Origin of the sequence: Brevibacterium limosum, from assembly GCF_011617705.1 — a bacterium.
In the GTDB taxonomy this organism is placed as follows: Bacteria; Actinomycetota; Actinomycetes; order Actinomycetales; family Brevibacteriaceae; genus Brevibacterium; species Brevibacterium limosum.
Genome location: NZ_CP050154.1, coordinates 343,984 through 366,454, shown reverse-complemented (window position 1 = coordinate 366,454; position 22,471 = coordinate 343,984). Strand labels below are relative to the sequence as shown.

17 protein-coding genes are annotated in these 22,471 nt (G+C 64.6%); 6 read left to right on the top strand and 11 right to left on the bottom strand.

Going from position 1 to position 22,471, the window contains the following annotated elements:
* Positions 1-127 precede the first annotated feature (127 nt).
* Positions 128-1,666, top strand: a complete 1,539-nt coding sequence (locus GUY37_RS01595) for an alanine/glycine:cation symporter family protein (protein WP_166821375.1) — start codon at positions 128-130, stop codon at positions 1,664-1,666.
* Positions 1,667-1,882: 216 nt separating this feature from the next.
* On the opposite strand, the gene fbaA is transcribed toward GUY37_RS01595, so the two are convergent.
* Entirely contained in the window at positions 1,883-2,908 is a 1,026-nt protein-coding gene (gene fbaA, locus GUY37_RS01590; RefSeq protein WP_166821372.1) for a class II fructose-bisphosphate aldolase, read from the bottom strand.
* A 290-nt stretch (positions 2,909-3,198) separates the two neighbouring features.
* Positions 3,199-5,109, bottom strand: a complete 1,911-nt coding sequence (locus tag GUY37_RS01585) for a BCCT family transporter (protein ID WP_166821369.1) — start codon at positions 5,107-5,109, stop codon at positions 3,199-3,201.
* Positions 5,110-5,283: 174 nt separating this feature from the next.
* Between GUY37_RS01585 and GUY37_RS01580 the strand changes: the two genes are divergently transcribed.
* A complete protein-coding gene (locus GUY37_RS01580) occupies positions 5,284-6,633 on the top strand; it encodes an MFS transporter (RefSeq protein ID WP_166821366.1) in 1,350 nt (449 codons plus the stop codon).
* A 68-nt stretch (positions 6,634-6,701) separates the two neighbouring features.
* Here the strand turns inward: GUY37_RS01580 and GUY37_RS01575 are convergent, their stop codons facing one another.
* Positions 6,702-7,190, bottom strand: coding sequence for an SRPBCC family protein (locus tag GUY37_RS01575; RefSeq protein WP_166821363.1), 489 nt, complete (start codon positions 7,188-7,190; stop codon positions 6,702-6,704).
* A gap of 31 nt (positions 7,191-7,221) precedes the next feature.
* The gene (locus GUY37_RS01570) at positions 7,222-7,563 is read right to left on the bottom strand and encodes an ArsR/SmtB family transcription factor (RefSeq protein ID WP_166821360.1); all 342 of its coding nucleotides are present in this window, start codon (positions 7,561-7,563) and stop codon (positions 7,222-7,224) included.
* 103 nt (positions 7,564-7,666) lie between these two features.
* On the opposite strand from GUY37_RS01570, the gene GUY37_RS01565 reads away from it, so the two are divergent.
* Genes GUY37_RS01565 through GUY37_RS01555 form a run of 3 tightly spaced genes read left to right on the top strand, consistent with a single transcriptional unit; the run spans position 7,667 to position 11,049 of the window.
* On the top strand, positions 7,667-8,377 hold the full coding sequence (locus tag GUY37_RS01565; RefSeq protein WP_166821357.1) for a TetR/AcrR family transcriptional regulator: 711 nt from the start codon (positions 7,667-7,669) through the stop codon (positions 8,375-8,377).
* Positions 8,374-9,309: an ABC transporter ATP-binding protein gene (locus tag GUY37_RS01560; protein ID WP_166821354.1), complete on the top strand. Its 936-nt coding sequence runs from the start codon at positions 8,374-8,376 to the stop codon at positions 9,307-9,309. Before GUY37_RS01565 ends, GUY37_RS01560 begins: the two co-directional genes overlap by 4 nt.
* A gap of 3 nt (positions 9,310-9,312) precedes the next feature.
* Positions 9,313-11,049, top strand: a complete 1,737-nt coding sequence (locus GUY37_RS01555; protein ID WP_228278292.1) for an ABC transporter permease — start codon at positions 9,313-9,315, stop codon at positions 11,047-11,049.
* Positions 11,050-11,081: 32 nt separating this feature from the next.
* Here GUY37_RS01555 and GUY37_RS01550 read toward each other — a convergent pair whose 3' ends face one another.
* Positions 11,082-13,370 (bottom strand): helix-turn-helix domain-containing protein, encoded by a 2,289-nt coding sequence (locus tag GUY37_RS01550; RefSeq protein WP_166821351.1) that lies wholly within the window; start codon positions 13,368-13,370, stop codon positions 11,082-11,084.
* Positions 13,371-13,851: 481 nt separating this feature from the next.
* Here GUY37_RS01550 and GUY37_RS01545 point away from each other — a divergent pair, with 481 nt between their 5' ends.
* Entirely contained in the window at positions 13,852-15,075 is a 1,224-nt protein-coding gene (locus GUY37_RS01545) for a type III PLP-dependent enzyme domain-containing protein (protein WP_166821348.1), read from the top strand.
* Positions 15,076-15,093: 18 nt separating this feature from the next.
* Here GUY37_RS01545 and GUY37_RS01540 read toward each other — a convergent pair whose 3' ends face one another.
* From GUY37_RS01540 to GUY37_RS01515, 6 genes are all read right to left on the bottom strand, one after another.
* Positions 15,094-16,134, bottom strand: coding sequence for an ATP-grasp domain-containing protein (locus GUY37_RS01540; protein ID WP_166821345.1), 1,041 nt, complete (start codon positions 16,132-16,134; stop codon positions 15,094-15,096).
* Positions 16,135-16,144: 10 nt separating this feature from the next.
* Positions 16,145-17,590 carry a hypothetical protein gene (locus tag GUY37_RS01535; RefSeq protein WP_166821342.1) on the bottom strand — a complete coding sequence of 482 codons (1,446 nt, stop codon included), beginning with the start codon at positions 17,588-17,590 and terminating at the stop codon, positions 16,145-16,147.
* Positions 17,591-17,638: 48 nt separating this feature from the next.
* A complete protein-coding gene (locus GUY37_RS01530; RefSeq protein ID WP_166821339.1) occupies positions 17,639-19,186 on the bottom strand; it encodes a polysaccharide biosynthesis tyrosine autokinase in 1,548 nt (515 codons plus the stop codon).
* 87 nt (positions 19,187-19,273) lie between these two features.
* Positions 19,274-20,452 carry a glycosyltransferase family 4 protein gene (locus GUY37_RS01525; RefSeq protein ID WP_166821336.1) on the bottom strand — a complete coding sequence of 393 codons (1,179 nt, stop codon included), beginning with the start codon at positions 20,450-20,452 and terminating at the stop codon, positions 19,274-19,276.
* A gap of 4 nt (positions 20,453-20,456) precedes the next feature.
* Complete coding sequence (locus GUY37_RS01520) at positions 20,457-21,818, bottom strand: lipopolysaccharide biosynthesis protein (protein ID WP_166821333.1); 1,362 nt, start codon at positions 21,816-21,818, stop codon at positions 20,457-20,459.
* Complete coding sequence (locus GUY37_RS01515; protein WP_227492625.1) at positions 21,805-22,407, bottom strand: sugar transferase; 603 nt, start codon at positions 22,405-22,407, stop codon at positions 21,805-21,807. The genes GUY37_RS01520 and GUY37_RS01515 overlap by 14 nt, the downstream gene beginning before the upstream one ends.
* Positions 22,408-22,471: the final 64 nt, after the last annotated feature.

Below are 22,471 nucleotides of genomic sequence, written 5' to 3'. Positions count from 1 at the left end.
ATCACAGAGAACGCTCGGAGAACTCTCGTGAATCCGGCCGCTCAATCGCTGGCCGGTGCTCTGGCACAGACGCTAGATAAGCAACACCGTGTCGGCGATCCCGGCACGGAAGAACGAATGGAGAAGCGTGTCCGCTTTCATCGACTGGCTCAACGGGGTTGTGTGGTCTTCCGCCCTCGTCTACCTGTGCCTCGGCGCCGGTGTCTATTTCACGATCCGCTCACGCGCGGTTCAGATTCGTCAGGTCCCTGCGATCTTCAAGCAGATGTTCACGGGAAAGAGCTCCAATGAGGGAGTCTCGTCCTTCCAGGCTCTGGCGATTTCGCTGGCCGGCCGCGTCGGCGTCGGCAATATCGCCGGTGTCGCCACCGCCATCGGCTTCGGTGGTCCCGGCGCTGTCGTGTGGATGTGGATCTCCGCTCTCCTCGGTGCCTCGACGTCCTACGTCGAATCCACGCTGGGTCAGATCTTCAAGGAACAGGATCCCCGCACCGGTGAGTACCGCGGCGGTCCGGCCTTCTACCTCGAGAAGGCCTACCGCCACACCAAGGCTCGCGGACTGTTCAAGGTCTACGGCATGGTCTTCGCGGCCGTGACCGTGATCGCCATGTCCTTCATGCTGCCGGGCATCCAGTCCAATGCGATCTCCGGCGCCGTCGAGAACGCCTGGAGCGTTCCGACCTGGGGCACCGCGATCGCGCTCGTCATCATCATGGGCTTCATCGTCGTCGGCGGCATCAAGCGCATCGCCCACTTCGCCTCGCTGGCCGTTCCGTTCATGGCCGTCATCTACATCGTTGCGGCCATCGCCGTGACCATCATCAACGCCGACCAGATCATCCCGGTCTTCCAGCTGATGTTCAATTCGGCCTTCGGCATCGACGCCGGACCGGAAGCTGCCTTCGGCGGCATCATCGGCATGGCCGTGCAGTGGGGCGTCCAGCGCGGCATCTACTCGAACGAGGCCGGACAGGGCACCGGACCGCACGCGGCATCGGCCGCCGAGGTCTCGCACCCGTCGAAGCAGGGCCTCGTGCAGGCCGGTTCGGTCTACATCGACACCCTCTTCGTGTGCTCGGCCACGGCGTTCATGATCCTCTCGACCGGCATGTACAAGGTCTTCGATGCCGACGGGACGACGATCATCGGCACCGGCCGCGGCCAGATGGTCGAAGAGATCGCCGCGACCCCGGGCGAGAAGTGGCCGCAGGCGGGACTCGACTCGATGATCCACGGCTTCGGAGCCGGGTTCATCGCGATCTCGATCTTCCTCTTCGCGCTGACCACGATCGTCGCCTACTACTACATGGCCGAGACGAACCTCGTGTACCTGCTCGGCAAGGCCAAGAACACCATGGTGCTCGCGGTCGGCAAGCGCCTGCTGCAGCTGCTCATCCTCATCGCCGTCGCCGTGGGTGCGATGTCGACGGCCGGCAGCGCCTGGGCGCTCGGTGACATCGGCGTGGGGCTCATGGCCTGGCTGAACATCATCGGCATCCTCATCCTGCAGCAGCCGGCGTTCAAGCTCCTGCGCGACTTCGAGCGCCAGACCAAGCTCGGCCTGGACCCGGTGTTCGAACCCGAGAAGATCGGCGTGCGCAATGCCGACTTCTGGGATCAGCGGGTCGCCCTGCTCAAGGCAGGCAAGGCCGTGCCGCAGGGCTGATGCCCCGTCGCTGACAGTGCGAGGTCCGGGACAATGGCGTCCCGGACCTCGCGTCATTCACCCCGGCCCGCCGAGCCTCAGGCAGAAACACAGGTCTCGTGCAGGCCCTGCCACGCGCAGACTCAGCGGTGGACCAGCCGCGCTCAGGCATACAGAAACGGCCGCCGCCCCTATCGGGCGACGGCCGCTGTCAGTTCGCTGAGTCCGCGACTCAACTCACTTCTTCAGGCTGGTGCCTGCCGAGCCGAGGTTCTGGCAGGCTTCGACGATGCGCTCGGCCATGCCCTTCTCTGCGGCCTTGCCGTAGGAGCGCGGGTCGTAGAGCTTCTTGTCGCCGACCTCGTCGTCGATCTTGAGCACACCGTCGTAGTTGCGGAACATGTGCTCGACGACCGGGCGCGTGAAGGCGTACTGGGTGTCGGTGTCGATGTTCATCTTCACGACTCCGTGACGGACCGCCTCGGCGATCTCTTCCGCGCTCGAACCCGAGCCGCCGTGGAAGACGAGGTCGAAGGGAGCGTCCTTGCCGACCTCGGCACCGACCGCGGACTGGATCTCACCGAGGAGTTCGGGGCGCAGCTTGACGTTGCCGGGCTTGTACACGCCGTGGACGTTTCCGAAGGTCAGAGCCGTGAGGTAGCGGCCCTTCTCACCGGTGCCGAGCGCACGTGCGGTGGCCAGTCCATCCTCGGCGGTGGTGTAGAGCTTGTCGTTGATCTCGTTCTCGACGCCGTCCTCCTCACCGCCGACGACGCCGACCTCGATCTCGAGGATCGAGTGCGCAGCCGCCGAGAGCTCGAGCAGCTCCTCGGCGAGGACGAGGTTCTCCTCCAACGGAACAGCCGAGCCGTCCCACATATGCGACTGGAAGTAGGGCTGACCGCCGTTCTTCACACGTTCGGTCGACGCGGCGAGGAGGGGCTTGACCCACTCCTCGACCTCTTTCCTCGGGGCGTGGTCGGTGTGCAGGGCGATGTTGACGTCGTAGCTCTTGGCCACCTCGGCGGCGAAGACGGAGAAGGCGATCGCACCGCGCACACGGTCCTTGATCGTCGGGCCGGACAAGTATTCGGCGCCGCCGGTGGAGATCTGCACGATGCCGTCGGATCCGGCCTCGGCGAAGCCGCGGATGGCCGCGTTGATCGTCTGCGAGGAGGTGCAGTTGATCGCAGGATATGCGAAGCCCTGAGTCTTCGCGCGGTCGATCATCTCGGCATACACTTCAGGACTGGCGATGGGCATACATGCTCCTTGGTCGGGGTCGGCCGTTTCTGCTCCCACCAGCCTACTCGTTCCGTCCCGCCTGTGGCAGGACGTCCCGCTTGTGGCAGGACGTCCCGAAGCGACATCACCCCACCGAGGCGGCCGCCCGCTTCCCCGACTCGTGACCGGGCCACATCGAGCAGTGAAGCGCCACCCCGGTGCGGGGAGGCGGCGTCCCTTCACGCAGCGAGGCGGCCCCGCCGGAACGGGGCCGCCTCGCTGTAAGCTGATCCGCACCTCGGCGAGGGACCGCCTCGACGAGGGGACGGTCAGGACTCGGAGTCCGGTGTCCCTCTATCCCGGGCCGGCACGTCGCGTCCGCCGCGCTTCTCGGTGCGACCGGCCGACTTCGCTCGCTGCTTGCCGAGCAGACTCTGACTTCGCGTCAGCCGGTAGTCGATGCGTTCGTCGACCTTCTCGCCGAGGTACTCATCGAAGTCATCGGCGAGGTGCTCACCGACCTGACGGAACCGCGCGGCCCGTTCGATCGCCGCATTGCGCTTGGCCTCCATGCCGAAGGCCTTGAGCGTGGCCACGCAGATGAGCAGGAGCACGATCGAGAACGGCAACGCCGTCATCAGCGAACCAGCCTGCAGTGCGGTCAGTCCGCCGGCGACGAGAAGTGCGATCGCAATCGCGCCCTCCATCAGAGCCCACAGCACACGCGACCAGATCGGCGGGTTCGGGTGTCCGCCCGAGGCGAGCATGTCGACGACGAGCGAACCCGAGTCCGAGGAGGTGATGAAGAAGATCGCCACGAGGATGATCGCGATGACCGAGAGGATCGAGCCCAGCGGCAGGTTCCCGAGGACGTCGAAGAGGACGCGTTCGGCCACGACCCCCTCGTCCGGGTCGACAAGGTCGCCGGAGCCGAAGATCTGCCTGTGGATGCCCGTTCCACCGAGAACTGAGAACCAGAAGAAGCCGACGATCGAGGGGACGAGGAGGACACCGGCGATGAACTCGCGGACCGTTCGACCTCGGGAGATGCGGGCGATGAAGACGCCGACGAAGGGCGCCCAGGAGATCCACCAGCCCCAGTAGAACAGCGTCCACGTCGAGTTCCACTCGGCGCCTTCCTCGCCAGAGTAGGCACCGATGTCGAAGGTCATGTTGAGCACATTCGCCAACCAGACGCCGAGCGACTCGACGAAGTTCTGGAACAGGAAGAGCGTCGGTCCGAGCACGAGGACCGTGACCAGCAGAACGCCGGCCATCGTGAGGTTGATGTTCGACAGCCACTTGATGCCTGCGCCCACACCCGAGACCACCGAGGCGGTGGCGAGGAAGGTGATGATGACGATGAGGATGATGAGGAAGGTGTTGTCGTAGTCACCGACGACGCCGATGTGCTTGAGCCCGGCCGAGATCTGCTGGACGCCGAGGCCCAGCGAGGTGGCGATGCCGAAGACGGTGCCGAAGATCGCAATGATGTCGATGACGTCACCGGCCCAGCCCTTGACCTTGTTGCCGAGCAGAGGCTCGAGGGCCCACCGGATCGACAGGGGACGGCCGCGGCGGTGGATGGCGTAGGCCAGAGCCATGCCGAGCACGGCGTAGAGCGCCCACGGGTGCAGACCCCAGTGGACGAAAGTCTGCGCCATGCCCATCTGCGCATTCTCGACCTCACCGCCCGGCCAGCCGGGCTTGGGCCCGGTGGTGGCGTAGGTCAGCGGTTCGGCCACACCGTAGAAGACGAGACCGATGCCCATGCCGGCGGCGAAGAGCATCGCGAACCAGGACATCACACCGAATTCGGGTTTGTCATCGTCCTTGCCGAGCTTGATCCTGCCGAACTTCGAGAAGCCGACGGCGATGGCGAAGGCGACGAAGAGTCCGACGACGAGCATGTAGTACCAGCCGAGGTCGGTGACGATCCAGTTCTGGATGCTCGAGATGACCTTGCCCGTGCCGTCAGGAAGTGCCACGGAGAACACGACGATGGCGACGATGATGATCAGTGCCGGCCAGAAGACGCGCGGCGCGATCATCCCCTTGCCGATGCGCACCCCTTGATGCTGCAGCTTCTTCGTGATGGCGTCGTCGGAGTCACTCTCCCCGATATGCAGCTTCTCAGGCAGGTGCAGCTCCACCGGATCGGGTTCTCCGAACAGCAGCTGCTCTTCTGGGCCCGGACCGAGCCCGGTCCCCGATTCCCCACTGGTGTCGGGATCGCTCATGATTCCTCCTGATCGGTTGTCGTTCACTGAGCACACTCTGCCGTATTCCCCAGGTCGCTTCAAGAAAACTTCCAGCGTCGCACCCGGCAGTTGCTGCAAACTCCCTGGTCGCGCCCGTGATCGACCTCTTGCGAAAATCGGGTTCCGGACTCGGGCATTCAGTACAGTGGCCTCATGGCCTCGACGAAGAATCCGCCCGCTGAGGGCAATCGCCTGCGCATCTTCAATTGGGCGCTGTGGGACTGGGGTTCGGCGTCCTTCAACGCCGTGATCATCACCTTCGTCTTCGCCCCGTACCTGACGAAGTCCGTGGCCGCCACCGAGGAGGCCGGCTCCTCGGCATTGGGCTGGTCGATGGCCGCGGCCGGCTTCGTCATCGCCGTCGTCGCTCCGGCCGCCGGCACCCGAGCCGACGCCGGAGGTCGGCATCGGCTGTGGTTGGGCGTGCACACCGGAATCGTCGTGCTCACGATGTTCGGGCTCTTCTTCGTCCGCGAGTCCCCCGACTACCTGTGGCTGGGTCTGCTGCTTCTGGCCGTGGGCAGCGTGTTCTTCGAATTCGCCGAGGTGTCCTACAACGGCATCATGGTCCGCATCACCAATCCCGACAACGTCGGCAAGGTCTCCGGGTTCGGATGGGGCATGGGCTATGTCGGCGGGCTGGTCCTGCTCGTCCTCCTCCTCGTCCTCGTCATCCAACCCGAGGTCGGCTTCCTCGGCGCCAGCGACGAGGAGGGGCTGAGGTTCCGCATAGTCGCTGTGCTCTCTGCGGTGTGGTTCGCGATCTTCGCGATCCCCGCCCTGTTCTCTGCACCGGGAGCGAAAGTCAAGGGCACCTCGGGCGGACATGCGATCCGGGCGTTCCTGTCCGACTACGCAAGCCTCGTGCGACGGCTGATCCGGATGTGGTCGACCGAGCATCAGACGCTGCGGTTCTTCATCGCCTCGGCAGTCTTCCGCGACGGCCTGGCCGCGATCTTCTCCTTCGCAGGGGTGCTCGCCGCCGGCAGCTACGGCTTCTCCGCTTCGGAGATCATCGTCCTCGGAGTGGCCGCGAATGTCGCCGCGGGCGCCGGCGCGATGATCGCGGGCTGGTTCGATGATCGGCTCGGACCGAAGCCTGTCATCATCGCCGGGCTCATCGTCATCATCGCAGGCGGGCTGCCGATCCTCTTCAGCGCCGAGGCGGCCGTGTTCTGGGTCTGTGCCCTGATACTCAGCTTCTGCGTCGGTCCGGTCCAGGCGTCGAGCCGGTCGTTCCTGGCCCGCATCACCCCGCCGGAGTCGGCAGGAGAGAACTTCGGACTCTATGCCACGACCGGACGGGCCGTGAGCTTCCTGGGTCCGGCGATGTTCGCCCTGGCCATCACGATCTTCGGCTTCCAGCGGGCCGGGACGCTGGGCATCCTGCTCGTGCTCGCAGTCGGCCTGGTGCTCATCATCCCAGTCAGACCGGATGCTCCGAGGCACTCCATGCAGGCCACCGTAGGACCTGCGCGTTACTCCGCGGGAGAAGAATGTTGATTTCAGCGGCGAAAACCAACATTCGCCTCCCGCAGAATCGTCCTATGCGAGTTCGGTCGGACCGTGGCTCAGTCGCGGGCGAGCAGCCCGTCGATCTGGTTGATCGCTCCGGTCGAGCCTTCGATGACACCCATCTCCAGCACAGTGCGCAGGCCCTCGACCGAGTCGAAGACCGATTCATAAGCCGCACGCGTTCCGGTCTCGGTCGCTTCGAAGGTATAGACGCACCGACTTCCGGGCATCGACTCGACGATCGTGAAGTCCTCATCGGCGAAGTAGTCGCGGAACTCCAGGCGGGTGGGTCGATCGACGGCGGTCAGTTCCCACAGTCCGCAGAACTTCTCGCCCTCCGGGCTGGTCATGAAGTACGTGACTCTGCCGCCGGGTTCGAGCGTATGGTCGACGACCGTCGCGGGGTACGTCGGAGGGCCCCAGATCTGCTCGAGCTGGCGGGGGTCGGCGTAGACCTCCCACACGCGCTCGACCGGCGCCGCGAATTCGGCAACGATCGTCAGCGTCAGTGTCTCTTCGTTTTGTATTGTGTCGATGACCGGCATGGCTGCTCCTCGAGCATTGTGGTGGTTGGATTCACGACCCGGCCTGTTCGTCCTCGGCCAGAAGGTCGTCGATTCTCTGCACTCGTTCGACCCACTGGTCTTCGAGTTCGACGAGCATGCTCCTCACGGCGCGGAGCGGACCCGCCTCTGCGTGAGCGATCTGTTGCTTGCCGACTCGTCTCTTCGTCACCAGTCCTGCGCGTTCGAGGACGGCGACGTGCTTCTGCACCGCGGCGAAGCTCATGTCGTAGTCGGCCGCCAGATCGGACACCGAAAGCCCCTCCCCTGCGACCCGGCGCACGATATCGCGCCGGGTGCGGTCGGCCAATGCCTGAAAGAGCGCATCCGCCTCGTCATCGAGAAGACCTTTCATGCGATCCATCATACAACCGTTTGGTTGCATGTAAACAGAAGGGCACGAACTTTCCGAGCCCGGTCATTGACATCCGTGATTGAACACGCGTTTAATATTAAACATGCGTTCAACGAATCCTGATTCCCGCCCTCGCCGCTCTCCCAATGCTTCCCCGGAGACAGCCGAGAGAATCCTCTCGGCGGCCGTCGCCGAGTTCGCCGAGCACGGGTTCACGAAGACGACGATCCGCGGCATCGCCGCTGCAGCCGAGGTCTCCCCCGGCCTGGTCATCCACCATTTCGGGTCCAAGGAGGGGCTGCGCACCGCGTGCGATGAGCACGTGTTCGAACGGATCGCTGACTCGAAGGCGAAGAACGCCGAATACGCCACCATGGCCGTGCAGATGATGTTCGACGATCCGGAGATGACCACCGCAGTGGACTACCTCGTCAAGTCCCTGCTCGACCCCAGCGCGCACGGTCAGCGCTACTTCGACCACTACGTCGACCTCGTCGAGTCCTACATCACCGACGGTTTCGCCGGTTACACCTTCCGGCAGAGCGAGGACACGCGCGGGCAGGCGGCGACCATCGCGGTCATGGCCCTGGCGCCTGCAATGCTCGATCAGCGCCTGCAGACCAACCTCGGCACCGAGAACACCACCGGCACGATGACCCGCCTGGCACCGCATCTGCTCGATCTCTACCTGCACGGCGTCCTCGAAACCGTCCCGGCGGACGCCGACATCAGCACGTCTCCCACCACTCAGCACTCCGAGCAGACTCGCTCGGAAGCATCCGCTCGATCCGATCTGCGAGAAGAGGAATCATGAGCACACTGACCAGCACTCGCCGCGCCCACGACCAGGGCGCACCCGCCTCGGCGGCGATCTCGATGCGAGACGTTGTGAAATCCTACGGCCGCGTCCGCGCGCTCGACGGCCTCGACCTCGAGGTCGCCCGCGGCGAAGTCCACGGCTTCCTCGGCCCCAACGGCGCCGGCAAGTCCACGACGATTCGGATCCTGCTCGGCATCCTGCGGCACAACGCAGGAACGGTGCGCCTCCTCGGCGAGGATCCCTGGGCGAAAGCGGTGCCCCTGCACCGCAGTCTGGCCTATGTCCCCGGCGATGTGGAACTGTGGCCGGGGCTGACCGGCGGTGAGGCGATCGATCTGTTCGCCCGGCTGCGCGGAGGGGTCGACAGACGCCGCCGCGATGAGCTCATCGAAGCCTTCGACCTCGATCCGCGGAAGAAGGGCCGGACCTATTCTAAAGGCAACCGACAGAAGGTCGCGCTCATCTCCGCTCTCGCCTCAGACGTCGAACTGCTCCTCCTCGATGAGCCGACGGCCGGACTCGATCCGCTCATGGAGGCGGTGTTCCAGGACTGCATCCGAGCAGCGAAGGACGCCGGGCGCACGGTGCTGCTCTCGAGCCATATCCTCGCCCAGGTGGAGGCGCTGGCCGACCGGGTGTCGATCATCCGCTCCGGGCGCATCGTCGAGACGGGGACTCTGTCCGAGCTTCGGCACCTGTCGCGGACGACGATCACCGTCGGACTCGAACACGATGTGCCCGCTCTGTCCGAGATGGCAGGAGTCCATGACCTCGTGCGCGAGGGTTCGCAGCTGCATTTCAGCGCCGATACCGCTCAGCTGCCCCGTATCATGCGGGCACTCGGCGAGCATGATGTCGAATCGCTCACCGCCACACCGCCGACCCTCGAACAGCTGCTTCTGCGCCACTACGGCAAGGAGGAATGAGTCATGAATCTGCTTGCTGCGCACACGGAAGGCGGGGATCGTCCCGTCCACGGCGGCGGGGCGATGGCACCACGATCCGGGCGCCATCATGGTGCACATGAACGCGAGCGGGGCGGCCGCCTCGGCGAGTCAAGCCTGGCCGGGCTGGGTCACCTGCTGAGGTTCATGCTGGGCCGGGACCGGCTGTGGCTGCCGATCTGGGTGCTCGCCCTTTCCGCGCTCACCGCGTATTTCGCGAATGCGATCGCGGTGGTCATGGACTCGGATTCGCTGCAGGCGATGACGGCCTTTGCGAAGAATCCGGTGATGGCGCTCATCACGGGGCCGGGGTACGGGCTCGATCAGGTGACGATCCCCCGGTTCATCGTCGGAATGTACGGGGTGTTCCTCATGATCGGGTCGGCCCTGATGTCGATCCTCACCGTCTCTCGGCACACTCGTGCCGAGGAGCAGACCGGGCGGGCCGAACTCGTCCGCGCCGGGGTCACCGGTCGGCATACTCAGCTCATCGCCGCCCTCGTGCTCACGGTATTCATGAATGTCCTGCTCAGCGCGGGAATGGCGGCGGCGTTCGGATTCTCGCAGGCCGAGCCGGAATCGTGGTCGGCGACGGTCCTGTTCGCTGTCGGGATCGGCGCGGTGGGATGCGTGTTCGCGGCGGTGGCCGCGGTCACCGTGCAGCTGAGCGCATTCGCCAGGGCCGCCTCGTCGATGGCCGGTGCGGTGCTTGCGCTCGGCTTCGTCGTCCGCGGTATCGGCGATATGTCGGCGGTGTCCGGGGGTACGCTCGATTGGCTGTCCTGGCTCTCACCCTTCGGGTGGGCGCAGCAGACGGCACCGTTCACACTCGACCGCTGGTGGCCGCTGCTGTGCTCGGCCGGCCTGTTCTTAGTCCTCATCGTCGTTGCCGTGATGCTGCAGTCACGTCGTGACCTGGGCGCGGGGATCATCGCCGAACGGCTGGGCCGGTCGCAGGCAGGACCGCTGCTGGCGACACCCCTCGGTCTGGCGCTGCGCCTGCAGGCATCGAATCTGATCTGGTGGTCGATCAGCATGCTGGTCATGGGCGTGGTGTTCGGTTCGTTCACGGGAGCCATGGACGAGGGCGCGGCGGGAATGCCGCCGGAGATTCTGGCGATCATGGGCGGTCGGTCGGGAATCGTCGACGGCTACCTCGGCTATATGGCCCTGTACTTCGCGATCATCGTTGCCGCGTATGCGGTCATCGCCGCAGGTGGGCTGCGGTCTGAGGAATCCGCCTTCCACACCGAACCGGTGCTCGCGACCGCGGTCTCCCGCAGCGGCTGGTTGGCTTCTTGGGCCGCCGCGACGCTGGCCGGAGCCGGTTGGCTGATGGGCATGGCGGGTCTCGGCGAAGGTCTCGGTGCGGCGGTGTCGATGGACGATTGGTCGCTGCTGTGGCCGACGACCCTCGGGCACCTCGCGCAGACGCCGTCGATCTGGGCCCTGCTCGGCTTCGCCTACCTGCTCTACGGCTTCGCCCCGCGGTTGATGAGCCTGAGCTGGATCGTCTTCGGAGCGTCGGCGGTGCTCGCCCTCTTCGGCGGGATGATGCAACTCGACGACGCGGTCCTCGACCTCTCCCTGTTCACCCATATCGGGCAGTATCCGGCTCAGGATCTCTCCGCCGAGGCGGTCCTGTGGTTCGGCGGGATCGCTGTGGTCCTCGTCGGGGCGGGGACGGTCGGGTTCCGGAGGCGGGATCTTGTGACGGCGTGAAGTGGCAGGGTCGATGGGCCCCGACTGTGTTCCTAGGCGAGGTAGCCGAAGGACCTGGCACGAATGAGCACTTCCGCCCGGCTCGACACCCCGAACTTGCGGTAGAGCGCCGAGAGCCGGTTCTTCACGGTGCCGGTGACCTGCTGCAGTTCGACGGCGATCTCAGCGACGGTCAGACCTCGCGCCAGAAAGTCGATGAGCTGGGCCTCTCCCGCACTGAGCTGGGGCATCGACGCTATGTCCACGGAGACCGGGCCGATCGTGCGCAGCCGGGTGGTGAGTTCTTCCGGCGTTGCGAAGGTGTCGGAAAATTCCGCCGCGGCTTCCGCCCATGCGGGCGAGTCGGCGGTGAGCTCGACGAGCAGCTTGCGGTCGGACAGGGGAAGGAGCGCGAGCGGGAGCAGAGAACTCACCCAGGCCGAGAGGCTCACGGCCATCACGAAATCGCTCCTCGCCGCGGCCTCGTCTCCGCTGCGCAGTTCGGCCGCCGCTCTGATCGCGGCGAGCTCGGCCCGGCTGTGCGGGCTCAGCGAACGATGGTAGAACCAAGTGTCGGCACACGAAATCGCCTCAGAGCTGCGCCCGGCGACGAGCTTCGATCTGACGTCGAGGACGATGCGGGCGTCGCATGACGGGGAGAGTCGTTCGCGGTCGATCTCCGCCCACCGCAGCTGTCCCAGGGCGATGAAGACCATGCTGCGTCCGAGCGCCAGCAGATCCTTCTCCGCCTCGGAGAGAACACCGGAGTCTCGGAACCGTTCCGCATCGTCGTTGACGAACAGCAGTCCGGACTCCGCCTCGGCCGACAGAACCGCCAGTGACCGGGAGATATACGGCAGGTAGACCCACAGCGTCCGCAGTTCCGGATACGTCGAGAGCGCATCGAGTTCGCGTTTCGCCCGGGCGAGATCGAGTCGGTCGAGGGCCCGCAGCGCCGAAGCGATGCGACTGGCTGGGGTGACCAGTTCGTCGATGATGACTGCAGGTTGCGGCACCGGGTCGGCTGAGTTCTCGCCCGGGCCGCGACCGGGTCGCATTGCGCTCGAAGACTCCACGGCCGCCACCAGGTGCGCGTCGGCTCGTTCATGATCGCCGCTGATCGCCGAGATGAGAGCCGTCCAGGCGCTGATCGCCGGCAGAAGGAAGTCGCCGTCGATATGCCCGGCACGGGCCGGTCCTTCGATCTCGTTGAGAAGGGACAATGCGCGGCGGGACGCTCCCGTGTGGTGGAGAGCGGTCGCGGTGAGGAGCCGGACGATGGAACGCGCACGTGCGCTGCGGATTGTCGCGGCGACCCGCATTCCCATTTCCGCCGCCTCACCATGGCGGCCGGCATCGGCCAGTCCGATCATCGAGCGGATCGTGCCGACGAATATGGTCGGCTGCTCCTGTCGTCTGACGTCTCCGTGCTCGACCGCCGCGGGATCCGGCGCCTCAAGTGTTCCGGGCATCCGTGATCTCAGCATTCCCGGTCCTGTCTGTCTCACCGTCGCCGTCCGAATCTCAGCGGGCGTTCCGGCAGCGGTGTCTGCAAGGATGTCCTCAGCAAGTGTTCCGAAGAATTCGAGACCCGACCAGGCCGCACGGACCTTGGGCGGCAGGAGGCGAAACGCGGTGCAGGCGGGCCGGGGTGCGAGCAGGAACATCGGTATGCCCACCGCCTCGGTCACCCGTTGCAACAGGGCCCAGTGCCCACCGTGTCGAGCCAGGAGCAGCACATCCCCGAGAAGGTCCGCGTCGACGGTTCCCGCCGACTCCATGTGGTCGATGAGCACGTCGAGCAGCGAGGCGACCACCGGTCCCGCCCCGGCCTCGGCGGCGAGATCGTGACGCAGCTTGGCCGCGATGAGAGTCGGGATCTGCAGCAGCGTTCCGCGCGCGGCGTCGTCGACTCGGACGAGGACCCCGTTGGACTCGAGCCTGTCGATGACTCCTTCCGGATCATGGAATCCGGTGCCGCCGAGAAGATCATCGGACACCGCCGTCAGCACTCGCAGAGTGGTCGACTCGGATACGGTGCTGAGTTGCGCCAGCACTGCCGCCGCAGTTGCGTCGCCGGGACCGAGCTCCAATGTCAACGGCGGGCACGCCTCGGCCACCCACTCGGAGAAGGTCGCAGATTCAGGATCCACGCTGACGCCGGCCGCTGCTGCAGCGCGGAGCACCGAGATGGCGAATCGAGCACGACCGGCACTCCCGACCCAGAGTCGTCGACAGAGCTCGGGATCGACCGGGCCGGTGCCTGCGGACTCGAGCTCGACGATGAAGTCGCCCAGACTGCGACGAGGATCCTGTCTCCCACCCTCGGCGTTCGAGCTCATGGCCACCCATCCTTCACCTCGTCGGACCAAGCCCGCGTCGCATTCGTCGACGTACACGTCAGTTCTCCCTTCAAAGTCAGGTCTTCTCTTAGCCGTCCGGTCAGTCAGCGCACAGCCAGCAGATCTGACTTGACTCCCAATGTGCCCGTATTTCGCGAGCTTTCGTGCTCCACACCGCGCGGTGTGCGGTAGTCCGCTACGAGAATGCGGATGCACGAACCGCTGGGGAGCGCCCATCCTGGTACCGTCGAAATCAGCGGAAGCCGATCGTGGTCTGCCGCTTCACAATCTCTGTTCTCATGTCTGCCCAGGACCGTCTGCCCAGGACGCTGGCCTCTGTCGCGGAGATGACCACGCACATGCCGAGGTCGGTCCAATCCCCGACAGCAGCGATTGCGATCCCGAAAGAAGTGCCGAACGTCGGCAGCGAGGTGTGCCCAAGTGGCTGCACCTGCTGCTTGGAGATGAGGAACAGAGAAGCATGGCTGATGCGCTGAAGCAACTGGTCCGACCGGGTGAGCCGCCGACACCGTCGTATGTCCTCGACCTCCCGGTCCTTGAAGAGCAGGTCGGTGGTTTTCGCCGTGCGCTCGACCGTCACTGGCCGAACGCGATTCTGTCGTACTCGTTCAAGACCAATTCCCTGCCCTGGCTGCTCTCGTTCATGCACAGAAGAGGGATCTGGGCCGAAGTGGTCTCGGATTCCGAGTACGAATTGGCGCTGGCGGTCGGTTTCTCACCTGATCGGATAGTCTTCAATGGTCCGGTCAAAGGCCGTGATCGTCTCCGACAGGCGCTGTTCTACGGGGCCGTGATCAATCTGGATTCGAAGCGGGAGGTCCGCTGGGCGGCCGAACTGGCGGCGGAAGAGCCGGACCGTGTGCTGCGTGCAGGATTGCGTGTGAACTGGGATCTTGATGCCCGCTGCCCCGGAGAGAACACCTTGGCGGGGACCAGCAGCCGTTTCGGGTTCAATGCTGAGAACGGCGAGCTCAGTCAGGCGATCACCACATTGGAGTCCGCTGGAGTGCAAGTCACGGGCCTCCATATGCATAGGAACTCGCGCACGCAGAGCCTCGAGGTCTTCCGTGCCGCAGCGGCGGTGGCCGCAGAGGTCATCAGCTCTCATCAGCTTCGCCTCGATTGGATCGACATCGGCGGCGGGTTCTTCAACAGTCCCGGAGGGAGCCCGACTTTCGGTCAGTATGTGTCTGCCATCCGCGAAGAACTCGATGCCACGATCGATTTCGAACAGACTCGCCTGATCGTTGAGCCCGGAGGGGCGCTCATTGCCGTTCCCGTCGAATTCCACGCACAGGTGATCGATGTGAAGAAGATCGGCGGTCAACGCTTTGTCATCACAGATGCGAGCCGCACCGACATCGATCCGCATTTCCGGCGCGAGAAGGATTTCGGACTCCGCCTTGAAGCGGCATCGACGGAGTCCGTTCCTGAGCAGGTGATCTGCGGATTCACCTGCATGGAGAATGACCGGCTGACCGTCCTCAAAGACGCCCCGCTGCTGTGCGAAGGTGATCGGATCATCTTCGAGCGGGTGGGCGCCTACACCATGTCCTATCAGTCGTCATTCATCGAGTTTCCGCCCGCGGTCTTCGTCCGTCACGGAGAGTCCTTGGAACAGGTCAGGAGAAAGGGCACCGCAGAAGACTGTTTGAGAGGAAACATCTGGTCAGAATCGGCTTAGCCGACCACCGCGAAGCCTTCAGGCCCGGCCGAGCACCATGAAGTCGTCTCGTCGGGCCGAGGTGAGTCCGGGTTCGCACCGCAGCAGAGACGGATCATCGTCCCACCCGACCAACGTTCTGACGATGTCAGCGGGGACGTCGGCTCCGGCGAGATGGCAGAACGGGTAGCCTCCTCCGAAACGCGGATTGACGTCGATGATGAGCGGCTCACCATCGGCTGACTCTTTGAAATCGACGTCGATGGGACCGACCGGTGTGAGGACTCTGCCGAGAGCGCCCAGGGAAGCCGCGAATCGTTCAGCGGGCACTGTTGTGGCGACGTCTGTGTCTCCGTTCCGCATGCGATCCTTGCGGCGTGCCAGCACTCCGCGCAGCTCTCCGGTCCCATGCAGCGAAAAGATCCCGTCGACACCGTATTCGGCGCCTGGCAGCTGTTCTTGGATGATCACTGCGTCGAGACCGGCTGAACTCGTTCTGCCGTCCGGGTTCTTCGCGGATTGCGCCGACTCGTCGACAGCCGCGCGAAGAGTCTTCGCGGAGGCGAACCCCAAACCTGCCGAACCGCTGCCGAATCGATGCTTGACGACGAAGTCGCCGCTGGGGTTCACGCTGATCGCCTGCTCGGCTTCGCTGCCCAGCCACGTCGTGGGAGTCGGGATGGCGCAGTCATGGAGAGTCGAAGCCAAGAGGCGTTTGTCGAGGACAATCTTCTGGGCAGCCGAGCCGAGGGAGGCCACCGTACATCCGAGTTCCCGGAGATCATCGGCAAGACCATCCGCAAGGATCTGCAGTTCATAGTCATTGAGCGAGATGAAGAGGTCAGGAGACTCGCTTCGGGCCCACTCCAGCACTGCGCCGCGATACTCCGGTGAGTTGTAAGCGGGCAGGATCACGCTGCAGTCTGCTGCTGCCAACGTCGGCGCCGATGACCGATACTCCAGCGCAATCACCTCACCCCGGATGCCCTGCGAGGCCAGAGCATCCCTGAACCAGCTCACATAGTGCGCTCGATAGGAGGCGGAGGCGATGGCGATTGTGAGGGACTCCGTGACGGTCATGGACAGTCCTTCATTCACTGTGAATCGAAGTTCGCGAGAGCGAACGCCTGGGCGATGTGCGCCGTTCCTGCGTTCCGAAGGACACGTAGGAGGGAAAGACCTGTGCCGGGGAATAGAACGTGACCGCCCAGAGCAGAAGCAGTGCTGCGATCCGGGCGTACATGCGCACGATCCAGGTGTGGAATCCTGCCCAGACGATGTCGCCGACCCCGCCGAGCAGCGAGGCGAAGAACACGAAGTACAGCAGGTCGCGCGGACCCTGTGCCGCTCTCCGATAGCTGCGGACCGTCCACACATCGATGCGGTCAAGCATCAGAGCGAGCAGCGGGACCCCGATGACCAGTCCAAGTGGGCCGAAGTTCCACCACAGGTCTCCGTAGATGGAGGCGACGGTGGAGAACCCGGTTCCGTAGAGTTCCGGGTCGGTGAGTGCCGCGAGTTCGTAGCCGATGGCTTCGGGGATCCAATGCGGGGCCAGGTCGTCGGGCAGTGCCGATCGCAGCGGAGACAGAAGAGAAGCACCGAGGGTGGGCAGGCGTCCCAGTTCGGAGTCATGGATCAACGAGCCGAAGTTGCCGATGGCCACGAACATGGATGACAGTCCGGTGTCGTTGCCGTAGTCCCCGCTCAATGACACCTCGTATTCCTTCCTCCAGGCACCCAACCCCGCCAAGAGGATGGGCGCGAGGATGACACCCACGGTCTTCATCCAGCGCCGTCCGTAGCGGAGGAAGAAGACATAGGCGAGGGCCAAGATGAGAGCGATCGCTCGCAGTCTGCCCGTACCGGAGATGATCAGCGTCGGGTAGGTCACGAGTGCGCCGAGCACGAGGACGATGTTCCACACACTCTGCAGACCCTTCGGGCTCAGCAGCGTCGCGACACAGAAGAGCAGGATGGCTGAGAACCCGACTCCGTCGAGCACGGGCTCGAGGCGGTCGCCGAGGACCGCTGCGATTGTGAGCACGACGGCTCCGGCGCCCTGCGCCCACTGCACAGTTCGCAGCGGCAGCACCACCGGCTCTGGGCGTCCTGTCGAGTCTGATCGCAGGCACAGCGCTCCGATGCCGATCTGAGTGAGAGTGCTGGCGAACAGTGCCGCATTGAGGTAGACCTCGGGGCGGGCTCCTTCGATGAAGTAGGGGTCGGGGATGACGAGCAGTCCGCTGATCCCGACGATGGCGGCACTGGAGGCCATGAAGTAGCCGGGCATCGTGATGCGGTCACGGCCCAGGAACACGAACAGCGTCATTCCATGGACGAATGAGACGATCGACATCACCTCGCTGGAGATGTTCACGACTGAGGCGTCTGTCGAGAACCACAGACGAGCCACGATGACGACGAAGAGGCAGGCAGACGTGAAGACGATGACGAAGAGCGGAGAATGGACGGGCGGATCCGAGTCAGCGGGGCGATCGGCTGACAGCTTCTTCTCCACCAATGTCAGGGACACGACCATCCACCTCCTGTCACTCTCTCTGCTGTATGGACAGCCAGGTGCTCAGTCATCGCCGGCAGCCCACAGCCCGTGCGATGCCGAACGGCGACTCCGGCTGCGCCCCGGCAGACTCTCCGTCAGTTCGTCCACGGCTGCGCGAACATCCGGTTCGACGGCTGACACGTCTGCACGCTGTTCCGATGCGCGCGCTCCACGGCGCAGACGACGTCGCGGCGCTGCCGTTTCCTCAGTCTGCGGGGCCTGTGCTGCATAGGCGTCTCTGTAGATCTGCGAATAGGTCGTGCTGTCGGTCTTCGGCATTCCGTTGAGCACCACGCCGAGGAGGCGCCGATCGACGAGCTGCAGCTTCCGCAGTGCCTGCGACATCTGAGTCCGACGGACGGTTCCGCTGCCGGCAACGAAGATCGTCCCGGATACCCGCCGGGCGAGCGCGGCAGCGTCTGTGGCCGCCAGCAGCGGAGCTGAGTCGAGAATGACGACGTCATACCGGGCTGCGGCTTCGTCGAGGAAGGCCGTCATCTGGTCGCTGTCGAGGAGTTCAGCGGGGTTGGGAGGAACCCGACCGCTGGCCAGGACAGTGAGGTTCGGCAGTTCCACGGGCTGCACCACATTGTCCAGATCGGAATCGCCGATGAGCACCGTCGACAGCCCTGCTCCTCCTTCGAGCCCCAGATAGCTGTGCAGTGAGGGATCCCGCAGGTCGGCGTCGACGAGAAGGACATTGCAGCCGGCACGGGCGAGCGCAGCAGCGAGGTTGATGGACGTCACCGACTTCCCCTCTCCTTTCACCGATGAGGTCACGAGCAGTGAGCGACTCGTCTCGCCCAATTCGAGGAACCGCAGATTGGATCGCAGTTCCCGATAGGACTCGGACTGATCATCTTCAGTTCCGTACTGCGAAACGAGGGTGTGATCGTCTCCTGCCGTCATCCGGGCCACGGTGCCGATGACCGCTGCATCGGTCAGAGCCTCGACATCGCTGGTCTTGCGGACCCTGTTGTCGAGGAGATCTCGCAGCACAGCAGCGAGGAGCCCGGCCAGCAGCGCGGCAAGCAGACCGAGGACGAAGTTCTGCACCAGGTTCGGTGACGCCGGACTGCTCGGAGCGGTGGCGGGGGTGACGACCGTGAGTTGGACGGTTGCCGGTCCACTCGCCGTTTCGAGCTCCGCCACCTGCGACCGGAGACTCGCTGCCACTGCGTTCGCCAGTTCTGCCGAGGATCGGGCATCGCCGGCCTGAGCCGTGATCGAGATGAGAAGGGTGTCTTCTGGAACCGTGGCCGAGACTCGTTTCGCGAGTTCTCCGGCATCGGTGGTCAGTCCGAGCGAGTCGATCGCCGGGTCGAGGACGATCGGGCTGGTCACCAGGTCGGCGTAGGTGGAGATCTGCTGGCGCGCATAATCGGCGGCAGCGGAGCGGTCCGCAACAGAGCTTCCGGGGTCCGTGCGCACGAAGACGTTCGCCGATGCCTCGTAGGTCGGCGGCTGAAGTGCAGTCACCCCGCCGACGGCGGCCAATACAAGAACAACCATCGACAATGCGGCAACCCACCGCTCGCGGAGAATTGTGAGATAACGCTGAACGCTCATGATCGGCCTTTTCCATTGGAGGGATTCTGATGGTTGTCTGTTGGGCTCCCGGCTCTGTTCCGGTGGAGCATGCCGGGGTGTGCGAGTTCAGCTGGCATCGAGGACCACCTCACCCAGTCGTTCATAGGTCACGGCACGGTCGAACCGTTCTTCGGCCATGCGGCGGGATCCGCGTCCGCGTTCGGCCAGCTGCCTGCCGGTCGCCATCTCCACCAGGGCCTGGTACATGGATTCGATGCTCGGATCACAGCTGATGCCGGCACCATAGTCCTCGAGGAGGTCGCGGTACTCTTCGCATTCCTGAGAGTTGACCACGGGCAGGCCTGCCGCCGCGTAGTCACCGATCTTGTTGGTAATGGACTGTGCGGCCCCGGCGACGATGGGATTCATCGCAATATCGCAACCGCGCAGGCGGGCAACCATCTCCGGGAATTCGAGTCGTCCGTAGAAGATGACTTCGTCCGGCAGATCGGCCAGTTCACGCCTCCATTGGCTTTCGAACGGCCCGGTGCCCATGACGTGCAGCCGCATGCGGATGCCATCGTGGTTCAGCTTGCGGACAGCACCGAAGACGGTGGGCAGATCATAGCTGTGGCCCAGGGTCCCGATATAGGCGAGTTCGACGTATCCGTCGTCGCTCGGTCGCTCTGCTGTGAATCGGTCGAAGCGGCTGAGATCCGTTCCCAGGTAGACGGTGCTCACTGTTGAATCGTCACCGCGTGCATCGGCGACTCGGCTCGAATAGGTCTCGGAGACAGTGATCACTGCGTCGGCTGCCCGGTAGATCCGTTCGGCCGTTCGGCGCAGCGGCGCGAACAGAGGACGACCTGCCCACTGCGGTCTGAGCACCATTTCGAAGGCCTCTGGCCACAGGTCCTGGACATCGATGACGAATCGCACTCCGTGCCGTTCGGCATAGTCGGCAGCGACCTGCGCGACCTCGAGAGAGGGGACGGCACAGTAGACGACATCAGGGACTCTGCGCTGTTGCAGATACTCGCTGAGTCTCTTGGCCAGCACACGATGACTGCGCAGACGTCCGATGGAGACATTGCCTCGGTAGTCCGGTTCAGCCAGATACGTCGTCAGATACTGCGGGTTCCGGATGAGAGTGAGATCCCGCTGCGACTTCGACAGGTGATGGAATGACGAGGTGACGAGTTCCACCTGCGCTCCACGCCGAGCGAGTATGCTCGCCAAGGTGTCGAAACGGTCATTGGGGTGGCTTCCACCACCGGTGAAATGAGCGATCATAAGGATGTCCATGGGTTCACTTCCTCGTCTCGTCTGTGAATCGGTCGGTCGTCTCAGGGGCAGATTCCTCGGTCGCCGCCATCAGCGCGGGCGTCTCTGCGTCGCTCACCGCACCAACCGGCTCACATTCCGGTGGTTGTGCTCGCATCGTTCCCTCACTTCTGCTCCGTAGCACCCTGGCAAGGGCGATCGCACCGGCCGCAGCGCAGACGCTGTAGCCGATGATCGATCCGTAGGCCGCGCCGAGCATTCCGAAGGGCGGAATCAGAGCGAGGTAGGCCAGCAGCGAGGCTGCGGTGCCGATGATCTCGACGATCGACACGGTTCCCGGTGCATCCGCGGCGATGAGCAGTCCCTGTTGGACACGGGTGAGGCCGAATACTATGGCGGACACTGCGAGGGGAATGATCACCGTGGTCGCCGGAAGGTAGGACTCCGGGAGGACGAAGAGGATCATGGCCCAGGCTGCGGCCCCGAGCAGCCCGGCGAAGACGGCGAGCAGGAGGAGGCTGCCGCCGATGAGCCTGACGACGGGGAGCGGACGCGATGAGAACGACGTCGACCAGCTGCGCAGGGAGGCATCCACCCACTGCTGCACCGGCCAGGTGGCCATCTCCAGGACAGTGGCCACGGTGACGTAGAGACCGAGCGCCGCCGAACTGCTCAGCACGGGCAGCAGCAGTCGGTCCGAGCGGAGCATTGCAGTGTTGCTGAAATCCGAGGGCAGCAGGACCAGGCCGCGGCGGCGCAGCCCCCGACTCTCCTCCCGCGACGGGGTCGCAGACTTCCACGACCTGGGCACGAGGAACAGCAGCGCCACGGCTGGCAGCGCTGAGGCGGCGTAGGCCCACATCCACAGCACCGGATCGTCCACTTTGAAGAGCACCAGCAGCATGGCACCGATGACGATGATGACCTGGGTGGCGACCGCATTGACCGTGAACCATTTCCATTCACGGCTGCAGACATAGGCGACGCGCAGTGCCCGCACCAGGGAATTGAGTGCGACATAGCCGGCGATCGCAATGACGCCCAGCCACAGCCAGTCGGTGCTGAATGGCGAGAACATGGCGGCAAGGACCACGACCGGCACGATGCAGAGAGTTCCCGGTGTCACCATTTTGGAGAAGACTCGGTACTCGGCGCCGAATCCCCCGGAGCGTGCCGCGATGAAGGGTCGTTCGAGGCCCATGATCGCGAAGACTGAGAGAAAGTACGCAAGCTGAAGTGCAAATGCGAGATCACCGCGCCCGGCGGGGCTGAGCACGAAAGCGGCCAGCAGGTTCACTGCCACGGCGCCGCCGGCGGCCAACACCTGCGAAGCGACCAGCACCGCGGCGGCGAGCTTGGCGCCGCCGAAGCGGTCACGTACGTTCATCGCCGGGGTCCTTCTCTCGGGTGAACGTCGGCATCGTATCGAATCCGCCTTTGTTGATGCCCTGTCTGCCCAGCACGGTCTGCACCGTCTGCAGCAGAATGTGCAGGTCGAGACGCAGGCACCGGCGGTCGACGTATTCCACATCGAGGCGGAACTTGTCATCCCAGTCGAGCTCATTGCGGCCTCGCACCTGTGCCAGACCGGTGATTCCCGGCAGAGTCTCGTGCCGTCGCGATTGCTCCGGCGTATAGCGCTCGAGGTATTCGACCCGCAGCGGCCGCGGTCCGACGAGGCTCATATCGCCCCTGAGGACGTTCCACAGCGAGGGCAGCTCATCGAGACTCGAAGCCCGCAGAAACCGTCCGAGCGGGGTCAGGCGCTGGCCGTCGGTGACATGTTTGTCGTCGGGATGGAGCATGGTCCGGAACTTGAGGATCTCGAAGATCTCCTCCCCTCGCCCCGGACGAGGCTGGCGGAAGATCACCGGCCGGCCGTGCACGGCGAGGACGATCACAGCGACTCCCGCTTGCACCGGTGCCGTCACAATGATTCCGAGCGCGCTGGCACAGACATCGATCGTCCGCTTCACCGTGTCATACGGCTGCCTCCGGCGTACCACGGTCGGATGACCTCGCGGCCGTCTCGGCGTCTTC